The sequence below is a fragment of the Nocardia sp. NPDC047038 genome, assembly GCF_040644075.1.
GTDB lineage: Bacteria > Actinomycetota > Actinomycetes > Mycobacteriales > Mycobacteriaceae > Nocardia > Nocardia sichangensis.
The window spans coordinates 812,599-826,557 of record NZ_JBEYVQ010000001.1; the positions used below are offsets into that span (position 1 = coordinate 812,599).

Annotated in this window: 15 protein-coding genes; 13 read left to right on the forward strand and 2 right to left on the reverse strand. The window is 69.3% G+C overall.

Going from position 1 to position 13,959, the window contains the following annotated elements; translation table 11 throughout:
• Together ABZ824_RS03955 and ABZ824_RS03960 are read right to left on the reverse strand one after the other, a co-directional pair.
• The coding region (locus ABZ824_RS03955; RefSeq protein WP_356961504.1) for a HAMP domain-containing sensor histidine kinase at positions 1 to 1,328 on the reverse strand (1,328 nt) is incomplete at its 3' end.
• Entirely contained in the window at positions 1,321 to 1,998 is a 678-nt protein-coding gene (locus ABZ824_RS03960) for a response regulator transcription factor (RefSeq protein ID WP_356961506.1), read from the reverse strand. The genes ABZ824_RS03955 and ABZ824_RS03960, both read right to left, overlap by 8 nt.
• A gap of 115 nt (positions 1,999 to 2,113) precedes the next feature.
• Between ABZ824_RS03960 and ABZ824_RS03965 the strand changes: the two genes are divergently transcribed.
• The 13 genes from ABZ824_RS03965 to hypF all read left to right on the forward strand — a co-directional run bounded on the left by ABZ824_RS03965 (position 2,114) and on the right by hypF (position 13,949).
• The gene (locus ABZ824_RS03965; RefSeq protein WP_356961507.1) at positions 2,114 to 2,488 is read left to right on the forward strand and encodes a PepSY domain-containing protein; all 375 of its coding nucleotides are present in this window, start codon (positions 2,114 to 2,116) and stop codon (positions 2,486 to 2,488) included.
• Between the two features lie 237 nt (positions 2,489 to 2,725).
• Entirely contained in the window at positions 2,726 to 3,100 is a 375-nt protein-coding gene (locus ABZ824_RS03970; protein ID WP_355071017.1) for a hydrogenase maturation nickel metallochaperone HypA, read from the forward strand.
• The gene (gene hypB, locus ABZ824_RS03975; protein WP_356961509.1) at positions 3,058 to 3,915 is read left to right on the forward strand and encodes a hydrogenase nickel incorporation protein HypB; all 858 of its coding nucleotides are present in this window, start codon (positions 3,058 to 3,060) and stop codon (positions 3,913 to 3,915) included. The genes ABZ824_RS03970 and hypB overlap by 43 nt, the downstream gene beginning before the upstream one ends.
• A 92-nt stretch (positions 3,916 to 4,007) precedes the next feature.
• Positions 4,008 to 5,063, forward strand: a complete 1,056-nt coding sequence (locus ABZ824_RS03980) for a hydrogenase expression protein HypE (protein WP_355070263.1) — start codon at positions 4,008 to 4,010, stop codon at positions 5,061 to 5,063.
• 11 nt (positions 5,064 to 5,074) lie between these two features.
• Entirely contained in the window at positions 5,075 to 6,871 is a 1,797-nt protein-coding gene (locus ABZ824_RS03985) for a nickel-dependent hydrogenase large subunit (RefSeq protein ID WP_355070264.1), read from the forward strand.
• 33 nt (positions 6,872 to 6,904) lie between these two features.
• Complete coding sequence (locus ABZ824_RS03990; protein ID WP_356962448.1) at positions 6,905 to 7,819, forward strand: NifU family protein; 915 nt, start codon at positions 6,905 to 6,907, stop codon at positions 7,817 to 7,819.
• Positions 7,816 to 8,451 (forward strand): DUF5947 family protein, encoded by a 636-nt coding sequence (locus tag ABZ824_RS03995; RefSeq protein WP_356961512.1) that lies wholly within the window; start codon positions 7,816 to 7,818, stop codon positions 8,449 to 8,451. The genes ABZ824_RS03990 and ABZ824_RS03995 overlap by 4 nt, the downstream gene beginning before the upstream one ends.
• On the forward strand, positions 8,448 to 9,095 hold the full coding sequence (locus tag ABZ824_RS04000; RefSeq protein ID WP_356961514.1) for a DUF6084 family protein: 648 nt from the start codon (positions 8,448 to 8,450) through the stop codon (positions 9,093 to 9,095). The genes ABZ824_RS03995 and ABZ824_RS04000 overlap by 4 nt, the downstream gene beginning before the upstream one ends.
• On the forward strand, positions 9,092 to 10,420 hold the full coding sequence (locus tag ABZ824_RS04005; RefSeq protein WP_356961516.1) for a hypothetical protein: 1,329 nt from the start codon (positions 9,092 to 9,094) through the stop codon (positions 10,418 to 10,420). The genes ABZ824_RS04000 and ABZ824_RS04005 overlap by 4 nt, the downstream gene beginning before the upstream one ends.
• A 154-nt stretch (positions 10,421 to 10,574) precedes the next feature.
• Positions 10,575 to 10,892, forward strand: coding sequence for a hypothetical protein (locus ABZ824_RS04010; protein WP_356961518.1), 318 nt, complete (start codon positions 10,575 to 10,577; stop codon positions 10,890 to 10,892).
• A 13-nt stretch (positions 10,893 to 10,905) separates the two neighbouring features.
• The gene (locus tag ABZ824_RS04015; protein ID WP_355070274.1) at positions 10,906 to 11,406 is read left to right on the forward strand and encodes a hydrogenase maturation protease; all 501 of its coding nucleotides are present in this window, start codon (positions 10,906 to 10,908) and stop codon (positions 11,404 to 11,406) included.
• Between the two features lie 3 nt (positions 11,407 to 11,409).
• Positions 11,410 to 11,652, forward strand: a complete 243-nt coding sequence (locus ABZ824_RS04020) for a HypC/HybG/HupF family hydrogenase formation chaperone (RefSeq protein WP_355070275.1) — start codon at positions 11,410 to 11,412, stop codon at positions 11,650 to 11,652.
• A complete protein-coding gene (gene hypF / locus ABZ824_RS04025; RefSeq protein WP_356961519.1) occupies positions 11,649 to 13,949 on the forward strand; it encodes a carbamoyltransferase HypF in 2,301 nt (766 codons plus the stop codon). Before ABZ824_RS04020 ends, hypF begins: the two co-directional genes overlap by 4 nt.
• The last annotated feature ends 10 nt before the right edge of the window (positions 13,950 to 13,959 follow it).

Genomic DNA, 13,959 nt, shown 5'->3' on the forward strand with positions numbered 1-13,959 from the left:
GCGTCGTCCAGGCGGACGAATCGCTGGAAGATCCGGTCGCGGTCGGCGGGCGGCACACCCGGTCCGTCGTCGGTGACCGACAGCACCACCCGCTCGTCGGCGGCGTGGTCCACGGCGACGTCAACGGTGTTCACGGCATGCCGCTGCGCGTTGTCGACCAGGTTGCCCAGGACGCGGGCGAGCTGAGTACGGCTCCCGGTGACCGCGACGGGCTCCTTCGGTGTCGCGATCCGCACGGCGACCCGATCACGCACACGGTGCTCCAACTCCTCGCGGACCAGGACCGTCAGGTCCACTCGATCCGCACGCGGTTGCTCACCCGCGTCGAGGCGGGCCAGGAGCAATAGGTCGGCCGCGAGATGTTCCAGCCGGATGGTGTCGCCGATCAGTCCGTCCACTTCCAGCAGTTCGGGGTGTGCCTGGGCCACCTCGAGCTGGGTGCGCAGGCTCGCGATTGGGCTGCGCAACTCGTGTGCGGCGTCGGCGATGAACCGGCGCTGGCGCTCCGTGGACTCCTCCAGCGCGGCGAGCGTGGCGTTGGTAGTGCTCGCCAGTCTGCCGATCTCGTCGCGAGATCCCGGCTCCGGCACGCGGCGGGAGAGATCGCCGTCCATGATCTCGGCGAGCTGCCTGCGAATCGCCTCCACCGGGCGCAGGGCGCGCCGGGTGACCAGCCAGGTCACCAGGGCGACCACGGCGAGCAGCGGGGGCAGGCCGATCAGCATCGCTTGCCGTGCGTCCGCCACCGCGCTGTCGGCGGTCGCCAGCGAGGAGCCCGCGTAGACGGTGGCGGGCTGTCCGCCCCGGATGGTCACCGCGAGGGCGGCGACCCGGAACGGATGCGGCCCGTCCTCGTCGTCCACCGTCAGCCGCACGTCGCCGAATTCGGCGTCGGCCGCCGTGGGGTCCGTGGGTTGCGACAGGCTTTCGCGGTCCGGCTTCTCGTCCTCGTCCTCTTCGTCCTCCTCGTCTTCGTCATCGTCATCGGAAGTCTTGGCGTACGGGCCGAACTCGGCCATGGGCGGTTTGCCCGCGAGGTCGTCGTCGGCCGCGAGCACGCGGCGGTCGAGCGAAACGACCTGCACCGGTTCGCTTTCGGCATCGGGAAGCCGCAGCCGGGCGAGATCCGTGCCCGTCGCGAGCTGCGTCGCCACGTCCTGCGCGGTGGACTCCGCCCGCATTTCGGCGCTGTGCACCAGGTTGTGCCGCAGCACGGCCAGCACCACGAGCCCGGCCGCGGTCAGCGCCACCGCGACCACGACCGTCGCCGCGACCGTGGTGCGCACGCGGACCGAGCGCCACCAGGCCCGCGCGGTTCGCTCAGGCACGATCGGCCGTCAGCCGGTAGCCCGCACCGCGAACGGTGGTGATCGATCGGCGCCCGAACGGCGCGTCGATCTTGCGGCGCAACGTGCTGATGTAGACCTCGACGATGTTCGGGTCGCCGTCATAGGCGAAGTCCCAGACATGGTGCAGGATATCGGCTTTCGACACCACCTCCCCGGCGCGGACGGCCAGGTGCTCGAGCACGGCGAACTCCTTGGCGGTGAGCGTCACGTCCTGCGTGCCGCGACGGCAGGTCCGGGTGCCCGGGTCCACGGTCAGATCACCGACGCGCAGCAGACGGGCGCCGCCGCGGGTCCGGCGGCGCAACAGCGCACGGATGCGGGCCAGCAGCACCAGGTAGGAGAACGGCTTGCTGAGGTAGTCGTCCGCGCCGGTGTCCAGGCCCTCGGCCTCGTCGTATTCGCCGTCTTTCGCGGTGAGCATGAGCACGGGCGTCTCGTGGCCACCGGCGCGCAGCGCGGCGCAGACGCGGTAGCCGTTCATGCCGGGCAGCATGATGTCGAGGATGATCAAGTCGTAGTCGGTTGTCGTCGCCAGATGCAGGCCCTCGGCGCCGTCGTGCACCACATCCACGGCGAATCCCTCGGCAGACAACCCTTTTGCCAGCGTGCGAGCCAGACGTTTCTCGTCTTCGACGATCAGCAGACGCATCCCCCAAGAGTGGCAGACGGATCCTGAAACCGTCTTCAGGTGACTTCAGCTCGCCTTCAGCTCGGTTCGCCACAGTGAACGCATTCGAGATCATCACTCGCGCAGGAGGTTTCCCATGACAACCGTATTCCGCCGTGCTTACGCAGGTCTTCGCTGGCTACTCGTCGGCACGGCCGTCGCGGCCGCCGTCGTCGGTCTGAGCGCGGTCCTGTCCGCGGTGGCCACCGGCGGTCCGGACGATCACACCGTCGCGTTCCGCTCGGTCGCGGCGGACCGGTCGCTGGTGGCCGATACCGGTATCAGCAGGCAGCAGGCCATCGACAAGGCCCTGGCGGCCGTGCCGGGCGGACGGGTCACGTCCATTCAGCTCGACACGGACCAGGGGGTCGCGGTGTGGGAGGTGGAGCTCACCACTCCCGCGGGCGTGGAACACGACGTGACGATAGATGCCGACAGCGGCCAGGTCCGCACCGTGGTCGACCCCGACTGACCGCCTCGGCGGACGCAGGTGTGACGGGTCGGTGCGGGGGTAAGCACGAGGTGTTTGCTGCCGGGCGGCAGGGATCCGGAGGGGGATTCCGGCCGTGGCTTCGCCGGTATCCGTGGTCCGTGGCCGACGTAACGCGTGACGCCCCGGAGACGCGTTCGCCGAGCATCGAAGATTTGCCCCGCGGGAGGTTTGCCCGGGAGTAGCCTCAAGTTGTCCACTCGAGGAATCGAGGTCCGGATGCACGAGATGGCCATCACGCGCGGCGTCATCGACGCCGTCTGTGAGCACGCGGCGGGCCGGCGGGTCCATTCCGTCACCGTCGAGGTCGGCGCGCTGTGCGCTGTGGTGCCCGATGCCATGCGGTTCTGTTTCGAAGTCGCGGCCGAGGCGACGGTCGCCGAGGGCGCGGACCTGGTCCTGGTGGAGATCCCGGGGGTGGCGGCATGCCGTACCTGTGGCGCCGAGTTCCGGCTGCCGGACCCGATCCTGCTGTGTCCCTGCGGCAGCGCCGATGTCGAGATTCGGTCCGGGCGCGAGCTGCGTATCCGATCCATGGAGGTGAGTGAGGCATGTGCGCAACCTGCGGGTGCGGCGACGACGCCGCCGCGCTGATTCGCGTCCCGCACGATCACCAGCACGCCGACGGGCACGATCACGCCCATGCGGACCATGAGCACACGCACGAGGACCCCCATCCACACGAGCACGGCCCCGGCGCCGACCACGTCTACGTGCCCGCCACCGAGACGGTCACCTTGGAGCTGAAGGTCCTCGCCAAGAACGACGAACTGGCGCAGCGCAACCGGGACTGGCTGGCCGAGCGCGGCATCCTCGCGCTCAATATGACGAGTTCGCCGGGCGCGGGTAAGACCACGCTGCTGGAGCGCACCATCCGTGAGTCCGGCCAGGCCCCGATCGCGGTGATCGAAGGGGATCAGGCGACATTGCTCGATGCCGACCGGATCAAGGCGACGGGGTGCCGTGTGGTGCAGGTCAACACCGGCGCGGGATGTCACCTCGACGCGGAGATGATGTATCGCGCGCTGGAGACGCTCGACCCGGCGCCGGGCACGCTGCTGTTCGTCGAGAACGTCGGCAACCTGGTCTGCCCGGCGCTGTTCGATCTGGGGGAGCGGGAGAAGGTGGTCGTCATCTCGGTGACCGAGGGGACCGACAAACCGCTGAAGTATCCGCACATGTTCCAGGCGGCGGGGCTGGTCCTGGTGAACAAGACCGACCTGCTGCCGTATGTCGATTTCGATTTGGACCGATGCCGGGAATACATCCATTCGATACACCCCGGCGTCGAGGTCCTGCCGCTGTCCGTGAGCAGCGGAACAGGCCTGTCTACCTGGTACGACTGGCTGGCCGAGCAGCGTCGCGCGGCCGGTCCGGCGGCTCTTGAGGAAGCCGCCGGGCGCGCTTAAAGTGAAGTGATCAGGATCACATCTGCGGGTGACCCCTTCTTCGAGAAAGGCGAGATTCGGCCCCCGTGGTCCGCTGCGGAAGGTGGCGAGAAATGCCCACTCAGGAAGCAGTACGAGCCGAAGAGACGCTGATCCACGTTCTGTGGATCAACGCGGGACTCAGTTGTGACGGTGATTCGGTCGCCCTGACGGCGGCCACGCAGCCGAGCGTCGAAGAGATCGCACTCGGCGCGCTTCCCGGTCTGCCGAAGATCGCCGTGCATTGGCCGCTGATCGACTACGAGTGCGGCCCCAACGGCGGTGCGGACGACTTCCTGGAGTGGTTCTTCAAAGCCGACCGCGGGGAACTCGAACCGTTCGTGCTGGTGGTCGAGGGCTCGATTCCGAACGAGCAGATCAAAGAGGAGGGCTACTGGTGCGGGTTCGGCAACAATCCCGCCACCGGCCAGCCCATGACGACCAGCGAATGGCTCGACCGTCTCGCGCCGAAGGCCACGGCCATCGTGGCGGCGGGCACCTGCGCGACCTACGGTGGCATCCACGCCATGGCGGGCAACCCCACCGGCGCGATGGGCGTGCCGGACTATCTCGGCTGGGACTGGAAGAGCAAAGCGGGTATTCCGATCGTCTGCGTGCCGGGCTGCCCGATCCAGCCGGACAACTTGTCGGAGACGCTGACCTATCTGCTCTACATGGCGACCGGCCAGGCGCCCATGATTCCGCTCGACGACGCGTTGCGGCCCAAGTGGCTGTTCGGGGCGACGGTGCACGAGGGTTGCGACCGTGCGGGTTACTACGAGCAGGGTGAGTTCGCCACCGAGTACGGCTCGCCGAAATGCATTGTGAAACTCGGCTGCTGGGGGCCCGTGGTCAAGTGCAACGTGCCCAAGCGTGGCTGGATGAACGGCTTGGGCGGCTGCCCGAACGTCGGCGGCATCTGCATCGGCTGCACCATGCCGGGATTCCCGGACAAGTTCATGCCGTTCATGGACGAACCACCGGGCGGAAAGCTCTCGTCCAGCGCATCGGGGCTCTACGGATCGGTGATCCGCAGCCTCCGTCACATCACCGGACGCACGGTCGACAAGGAGCCGCACTGGCGGCACCGCGGCCGGAAGCTGGAAACCGGCGCGACCCGCACCTGGTAGGAGGTTCTCTGATGACCCAGATCATTCCGGAGCCGTCGCACAAAACGATCGAGCCGGACCGCCTCGTCGAGATGGCGTGGGACCCGATCACTCGCATCGTCGGCAGCCTCGGCATCTACACCAAAATCGACTTCGAGAATCGGGAAGTGGTCGAGTGCCACAGCACCTCGTCCATCTTCCGCGGCTACTCGATCTTCATGAAGGGCAAGGACCCGCGCGACGCGCACTTCATCACCAGCCGCATCTGCGGCATCTGCGGCGACAACCACGCCACCTGTTCGTGCTACTGCCAGAACATGGCCTACGGCGTGCGCCCGCCGCACCTCGGCGAGTGGATCGTCAACCTGGGCGAGGCCGCCGAGTACATGTTCGACCACAACATCTTCCAGGAGAACCTGGTCGGCGTCGACTACTGCGAGAAGATGGTCTCCGAGACCAATCCGGGCGTGCTGGCCAGGGCCGAGAACACCGAGGCGCCGCACGCGGGCGACCACGGGTATCGCACCATCGCCGACATCATGCGCGCGCTCAACCCGTTCACCGGTGAGTTCTACCGGGAGGCGTTGCAGGTCAGCCGGATCACGCGCGAGATGTTCTGCCTGATGGAAGGCAGGCACGTCCATCCGTCCACGCTGTATCCCGGTGGACCGGGCACGGTCGCGACGATCCAGTTGATGACCGACTACATGTCCCGGCTGATGCGCTACGTGGAGTTCATGAAGAAGGTCGTGCCGATGCACGACGATCTGTTCGACTTCTTCTACGAGGCGCTGCCGGGCTACGAGAAGGTCGGCCTGCGGCGCACGCTGTTGGGTTGCTGGGGCTCGTTCCAGGACCCGGAGTTCTGCAATTTCGAGTACAAGGACATGGCGGACTGGGGCCGCAAGATGTACGTGACCCCCGGCGTCGTGGTCGACGGCAAACTGCTGACCACCTCCCTGGTCGACATCAACTTGGGACTGCGGATCCTGCTGGGCAGTTCGTACTACGAGGACTGGACTGATCAGGAGATGTTCGTCAAGACCGATCCGCTGGGCAACCCGGTGGACCGCCGCCATCCCTGGAACCAGCACACCAACCCCCGGCCGCAGAAACGCGACCTGGACGAGAAGTACAGCTGGGTCATGTCGCCGCGGTGGTTCGACGGCACCGATCACCTCCCCCTGGACACCGGCGGCGGCCCGCTGGCCCGGCTGTGGTCGACGGCGCTGGCCAACCTCATCGACATCGGCTACGTGAAGGCCACCGGGCACAGCGTGCAGATCAATCTGCCCAAGACCGCGCTCAAGGGGCCGGTCACGCTGGAGTGGAAGGTGCCGGTGCACGGCAGCAACACCCTCGAGCGCAACCGCGCGCGCACCTATTTCCAGGCGTACGCGGCGGCCTGCGCGCTGCACTTCGCGGAGAAGGCGATGGCGGAGATCCGGGCCGGCCACACCAAGACCTGGGAGAAGTTCGAGGTGCCGGAAGAAAGCATCGGCTGCGGCTTCACCGAGGCCGTGCGCGGCGTGCTGTCGCATCACATGGTGATCCGGGACGGCAAGATCGCGAACTACCACCCGTACCCGCCGACGCCGTGGAACGCCAGCCCGCGCGACAGCTTCGGCACGCCGGGTCCCTACGAGGACGCGGTGCAGGGCCAGCCGATCTTCGAGGAGAACGACCGCGAGCACTTCAAGGGCATCGACGTCATGCGCACCGTGCGCAGTTTCGATCCGTGCCTGCCGTGTGGCGTGCACATGTATCTAGGCAAGGGCAAGACGCTGGAGAAGCTGCATTCACCGACGCAGACGCTCACTCCCGAGTGAGTCCGCGTCGGGCGAAACGACCCGGAGGTGACGGTGGAGGATCGCCCGGACGACCGGGACGACGCGACGCTCGACGACTCCCGGTGGCGCGAAGCCGGTGATCGCATCGAGACCTTGCTGGAAGCGAGTTCGGCGGGCGGTGCGCTCGCCCGCGAACGCGCGGAGCAACTCGTGCGCGAACTGGTCGAACTCTACGGCGCGGCGCTGACCCGCGTGGTCGAGCTGCTCGACGACGCGGCGGTCGAGCGGTTGACCCGCGACGATCTGGTCGCGAGCCTGCTGCTCGTGCACGGGTTGCATCCGCACGATGTGACCACCCGCGTAGGGAACGCGCTGGACAGCGTGCGTCCGTATCTCGGTTCCCACGGCGGCGACGTCCACCTGGTCGACATCGTCGACGGCGTGGTGCGCTTGGAACTGGCGGGTAGTTGCAAGAGCTGTCCGTCCTCGTCGGTGACGCTCGAACTGGCCGTCGAGGACGCGGTGCGGGCGGCCGCGCCGGAGATCGAGTCCATCGAAGTCGTCGCCGCGCAGACCGAGTCGGCGGGGGTGATCTCCGCCGACTCGCTGTTCTCGCGCGTGCGCGCGGACGGCGCGCGGTCCGGCAACTGGGTCGCGGTCCCCGAACTGGCCGAACTCGACGCGGGCGAGGTGGGCGGCTTCGACGTCGCCGGGCTGACGGTGCTCGCCTGCCGGGTGGGAACGGAGCTGTACGCCTATCGCGACCACTGCCCCGGATGCGACCGCTCGCTCGCGGGTGCGGCGCTGGAGCGGCGCGTGGGGTTCCCGGCCGGTGACGCGGTGCTGCGGTGCCCGACCTGCCGGGCGCACTACGACGTGGTGCACGCGGGCGCCCGGGTCGACGGTGACGGTCACCTCGAGCCGCTCCCCGTGCTCGTGCGCTCCGGCGAACTGTCGGTGGCGGTGCCGGTGGAGGTCCACGGGTGAGCACACCGTTTCGCGCGCTCCAGCGGATCGCCGCCGATCGCGGGCCCGCCCCCCGGCCCGGCGAGCGGTGCGAGATGTGCGCGGAACCGATCGCCGACCGGCACCAGCACGTGGTGAACGTCGAAGGCAGGCAGCTGATGTGCGTATGCCGCGGCTGCTACTTGCTGTTCGTCGACCAGAACGCGGAGCTGCGATATCGCGCGGTGCCGGACCGGTATCTCACGTTCCCGGATTTCACGATCAGCCGGGCCGAATGGGATGCACTGGACATCCCCGTGAATCTGGCGTTCTTCTTCCGCAATTCCGCACTGGACCGGACGGTGGCGTTCTATCCAGGACCCGCCGGCGCTACGGAATCGGAATTACCTCTGGAGCAATGGAATTCGATCATTCACCGGCATCCCGAGCTGGACGTGCTCGCCCCGGACGTGGAAGCGCTGCTCATCCGGGTGCCCGACCGCCGCACCGAGCGGGCGGCCTGCCTGCTGCTACCGATCGACGCCTGCTACGAGTTCGTCGGCCGGATGCGGCTGCTGTGGCACGGATTCGACGGCGGCCAGGACGTGCACCGATACCTGGAGGAGTTCTTCGCCGAGGCGTCGGCGCGCGCGAAAACCGGCGGTGCGGCATGAGCCCGGTGTACTCGACGACGTTCGCCGTGCTCGAGATCAAACCCGAGCCGTACGCCGTCGCGCCGATCCTGTCCGCGCGCGTCGGCATCGCCGCGCTCGCGGAGGAGCCCGTGCACGCCATCGCCCTGCGCGCGCAGGTGCGCATCGAGCCGTTCCGCCGCGGCTACTCCGACGAGGAGGCCGCGGGGCTGGTCGATCTGTTCGGCCCGCGCGAACGGTGGCACGAGACCCAGCGCTCGTTTCTCTGGATGCATTGCGCCACCATGGTTCCGAGTTTCACCGGCGGCACCCAAGTGGACCTGCCGATGCCGTGCACCTACGACTTCGAGGTGACCGGATCGAAGTACCTGCACGCGTTGCGCGAGGGTGTGGTTCCGCTGCTGTTCCTGTTCAGCGGGACGGTCTTCATCCGGGGCACGACCGGATTCGCCATCCAGCAGATTCCATGGGACCGGGAGGACAAGTTCGAGATGCCCGTATCGGTGTGGCAGGGCCTGATGGACGCGTACTTCCCGAATACCGGGTGGGTGCGGCTGCACAACGACACGCTCCGGGCGCTGGCCACCTACAAGTCCAGCCACGGCCTGCACGGCTTCGACGACGCGGTGACCCGCCTGCTGACCAGCACCGAGGAGACGCCGTGACGACCGCCGAAGCTCGTGCCCGCGCCCGCGCCGTGGCCGACGCGGTGCTCTACGAGGGCTACCTGCTGTACCCCTACCGGGCCGACGCGCGCAAGAACCAGTCGCGCTGGCAGTTCGGCGTCCTGGGGCCGCACGGGGCCGCCGCGGCGGGGCTCGGCGAGGAGTCGACGCTGTCGGCGCAGTGCCTGATCGACCCGGAGGAGAATCCCGAACTCACCCTCACCGTGCGGTTCCTCCAGCTCCAGCGCCGCCAAGTGGTGGACGGGGACGGTACGCCCGTCGCCGAGGTGACCGACGGCGCGCGGTCGTGGCTGTCCTGGGACGAGGCGGTCGAGCAGGAGATCACCGTCGGCCCGGTCCCGCCCGCCCGCGCGATCCTGCCGCTGGACATCCCGGGCGGCTCCGACGCCGAGCAGATCGCCACCGCGGCCGTCTCCGCGCCGGGCACGTTTGTGCGGACCCGGCTGCCGCTGACGGGTGAGCTGGAACTCGCCGCCGACCGGGACGACGGCTTCCTACGGCTCACGGTCGTCCTGCGCAACGTGGGCGCACCCGCGACCGACAAGCGCGACGCCATCGCCCGCTCGCTGATCGGCGCGCACATCATCGCGGAGATCACCGGCGGACAGTTCGTCTCCCTGCTGGAACCGCCGCCCGACGCCACCGCCGTGGCCGCCCGCTGCGATCGGTACCGGTGTTTCCCGGTGCTCGCGGGGCCGCCCGGCGACTACAGCGTGCTGCTCATCTCGCCGATCATTCTCTACGACCACCCGGAGATCGCGGAGCAGAGCGAAGGAGCGCTGTTCGACTCCACCGAGATCGACGAGATCCTCACGCTGCGCATACTCACCATGACCGATGCGGAGAAGGCGAGCGCCCGAGCCACCGACCCGCGCGCGGCGGAGATCATCGACCGCTGCGAGGCCATGTCGCCCGACGCGATGCGGCAGTTGCACGGGGTGCTGCGCGACCCGCACGCCGAGGGGCCCGGGTTGATCCCGGAGATTCCCGAGGGCGTCGATTGGTGGGACCCGCTGGCCGACAGCGCCGTTCGCCCGGACTTGGACGCTGTGCCGGTCGCGGGGGCGCTGGTGCGCAAGGGCAGCCGCGTCCGGCTGCATCCGGCGCGCCGGGCCGACGCCCAGGATCTGTTCTTCGACGGGCAGTGCGCCCGGGTCGTCTCGGTTCACGAGGACGTGGACGGACAGGCGCACGTCGGGGTGGTGCTGGACGCCGATCCGGCGGCCGAGCTGCACGAATGGTACGGGCGCTACCTGTATTTCGCGCCCGACGAACTGGAGCCGCTCGACGGCACCGAGGAATGAAAGGAAGTCCGCTATGGAAACCGTGGGAGTGGTCTCGACGACCGTCGTCGCCGTGCTGGTGGCGGCGGGAGTGTATCTCGGCGTGCGGTCGCTCCCGGATCTGCGGCGATATCTGAAGATCCGGCACATGTAGCGGGGACCGGAAAGGAGCATCATGGGTGAGCATCGCGAAGAGCCGCAATCGGCACGTGGCGCGCCGGGTTCGCGCGACGCGGGCACGGGCGTCGCGGCCGGAGGCCCGGCGGACCGGGAACCGGGCCACATCGGTCACGAGGAGATAACCTCCGCGCATCCGGAAGACGCCAAGAAGGGCACCGAGTTCTCCTCGGAAGCCCCGACCGGCACCGAAGCGGCGGCACCTCCGTACGACGAGCGCAAGGACACCGCCAACGCCCCCGCGGAGACGGCGACCGGAAAGGTCGACGACGCGCGAGTGGGCGGCGCGACGACACCCACCGAGAAAGAGGGGTGACTCGACGGCCGCGGTGCTGATCGCCGGGATCGGCAACATCTTCCTCGGCGACGACGGATTCGGACCCGAGGTGGTGCGGAGGCTGCCGCACCACCCCGACCCCGGTGTGCGCGCGGTGGACTACGGCATCCGCGGCATGCACCTCGCCTACGACCTGCTCGACCCGTGGGCGGCGCTGCTGCTGATCGACGCGCTGCCCGACCGCGGCGCGCCCGGCCGGGTCGAGGTGTTCGGCGCCGAGCCGGAGGACACCGGCGCCCAGCTCGACGCCCACGCGATGAGCCCGGACGCCGTCTTCGCCGGGGTACGCGCGCTGGGCGGCGTGTTGCCGCCCACGGTGGTGATCGGCTGCCAGGTCGCCTGCGTGGAGGAGGGCATCGGCCTGTCCGCGCCGGTCGCGGCGGCGGTGCCGGAGGCGGTCGCCGCCGTCGGCGAGGTGCTCGCCGCGTTCCTGCCCGCCGGGACATCCGATGGCTCCCCGCTTCCGCGGGCCACAGCGCGACAGGAGGACTGACCGATGTGTCTGGGCATCCCGGGACAGGTGCTGGCCATCCCTGACGGCTACCACGATCAGATCGCCTTGGTCGACGTCTCCGGCGAGCAGCGGAAGGTGAACATCGGGCTGCTCGACGACGATCCGGCCCGGCCGGGTGACTGGGTGATCATCCACATGGGCTTCGCGGTGGAGAAGACCGACGCGGCGGGAGCCGAGGCGGCGCTGCAAGGGCTGCGTCTGCTGCAACGCGGGGACCAGTCATGAACACTGTGCGGCTGCGGCGGCGTCTGCTGGTGCGCGGTGTGGTCCAAGGCGTCGGATTCCGGCCGTTCGTCTACACCACCGCCGCCGAACTGGCTCTGTCCGGCAGCGTGAGCAACAACAGCAACGGCGTGATCGTCGAGATCGAGGGAGCGGCCAGAGATCTGGACGAGTTCGCCCGGCGGCTGCGCCTGCGACCGCCGCCGCTGGCGGTGATCGAGTCGGTCGAGCAGGCCGACATCCCGGCGCGCGGCGGCACCGGATTCCACATCGCGGGCACCACACGCGAGGGCGGCGGTCGCACGCTCGCCTCACCCGATGTCGCGATCTGCGCCGATTGCGAGCGCGAGTTGCGCGATCCGCGCAATCGCCGTTATCGCCATCCGTTCGTCAACTGCACCAACTGCGGTCCGCGTTTCACCATCATCGCGAGCCTGCCCTACGACCGCGAGCGCACATCGATGGCCGACTTCGCCATGTGCGAGCGGTGCGCACGGGAATACGCCGATCCCGCCGATCGGCGCTTCCACGCGCAGCCGATCGCCTGCCCCGACTGCGGCCCCACGCTCGCCTATACGGGACCGGGAGCCGGTACGCCGCTGACTGCCGCGCGGCAACTGCTGCGCGCGGGCGGAATCCTGGCGGTCAAAGGCATCGGCGGATACCACCTCGCCTGTGACGCCACGAACGAGGCCGCCGTCGCGGAACTGCGGCGTCGCAAACGCCGTGGTGACAAACCTTTCGCCGTCATGGTCCCGGATCTGGCCACGGCACGGGCCATCGTCGCCGTCGACGACGCCGCCGAGACGCTGCTGACCAGCCCGGCTCGCCCCATCGTGTTGCTCGCTCGCCGATCCTCGCCCGAGGAGCTCCCTTCGAACGACGGCCCGGCGGTCTCGCCATCGGTGGCGCCCGGTAATCCAGACCTGGGCGTGATGCTCGCCTACACCCCGCTGCACCTGCTGCTGTTCGGTCTGCCCGGCGACCCGCCCGGCCCGCAGGTGCTCGTGATGACCTCGGGCAATCTCGGCGGCGAGCCGATCTGCTACCAGGACGACGACGCACGCACCCGCCTGGCCGGGCTCGCCGACGGCTGGCTGTCGCACAACCGGCGCATCCTGGTGCCCTGCGACGACTCGGTGGTGCGCTCGCTCGACGGCCGCGAACTGCCGGTCCGGCGCTCGCGCGGCTACGCGCCGCTGCCGCTGTTGCTACCGGTGCCGCTGCCGCCGACGCTCGCCGTCGGCGCGGACCTCAAGAACACCTGCGCGATGGCCGACGGCCGCTACGCCTGGTTGAGCCAGCACATCGGCGACATGGACGACCTGGCGACGCTGCGTTCCTTCGACGCCGCGCAGCGCCACCTCGGCGAACTCACCGGCGTCCGTCCCGCGCAGCTGGTCGCCGACGCGCACCCCGGCTACCGCTCCACCGCCTGGGCGCGCAGGCACGCGGGCCAGCGAGCCGTCTACACCGTCCAGCACCATCACGCGCACATCGCCGCCGTCATGGGCGAGCACGGGCTCGGCGCGACCGAGCAGGTGGTCGGCATCGCCTTCGACGGCACCGGGTACGGACCGGACGCGGCGGTGTGGGGCGGTGAGGTGCTGCTGGCGGGCTACAAGGGCTACCGGCGTCTGGCGCACCTGAAGTACGTGCCGCTCGCGGGCGGCGATCTCGCCGTGCGCAGGCCCTACCGCATGGCGCTGGCTCATCTGCGCGCGGCCGGGATCGACTGGTCCGAGGACATTCCCGCGGTCGCGGCGTGTCCGCCCGCCGAGCGTTCGGTGCTGGCCCACCAGTTCCGGACCGGACTGGGCTGCGCGCCCACGTCCAGCATGGGCCGGTTGTTCGACGCGGTGTCCTCGCTGTGCGGCGTGCGGCACGTCGTCGACTACGAAGCCCAAGCGGCGATCGAATTGGAAGGACTCTCGCGCGCGGGGGCGGAAGGCGACGCCGCCTACCGATTCCCGCTCGCGGACGGAGATCCCGCCGGGATCGATGCCGCGCCGGTGATCGCGGACGTGGTCGCCGACGTTCGCGCGGGCGCGCCCCCGCAGGTGGTGGGCGCGCGCTTCCACGCCGCCGTCGCTCGGTTGGTGCTCGACCTCGCGGCGCGTTACGCCGCCCCGGGGACGGTCGTCGCCCTGTCCGGCGGCGTGTTCCAGAACGCCCTGCTGCTCGCGCGATCGTGTGCGCTGCTGCGCGACAACGGGTTCACCGTGATCACCCACCACAGACTGCCGCCCAACGACGGCGGCCTCGCGTTCGGGCAACTCCTCGCGTGCAGCGAGGGATGAGCGAAGGAGA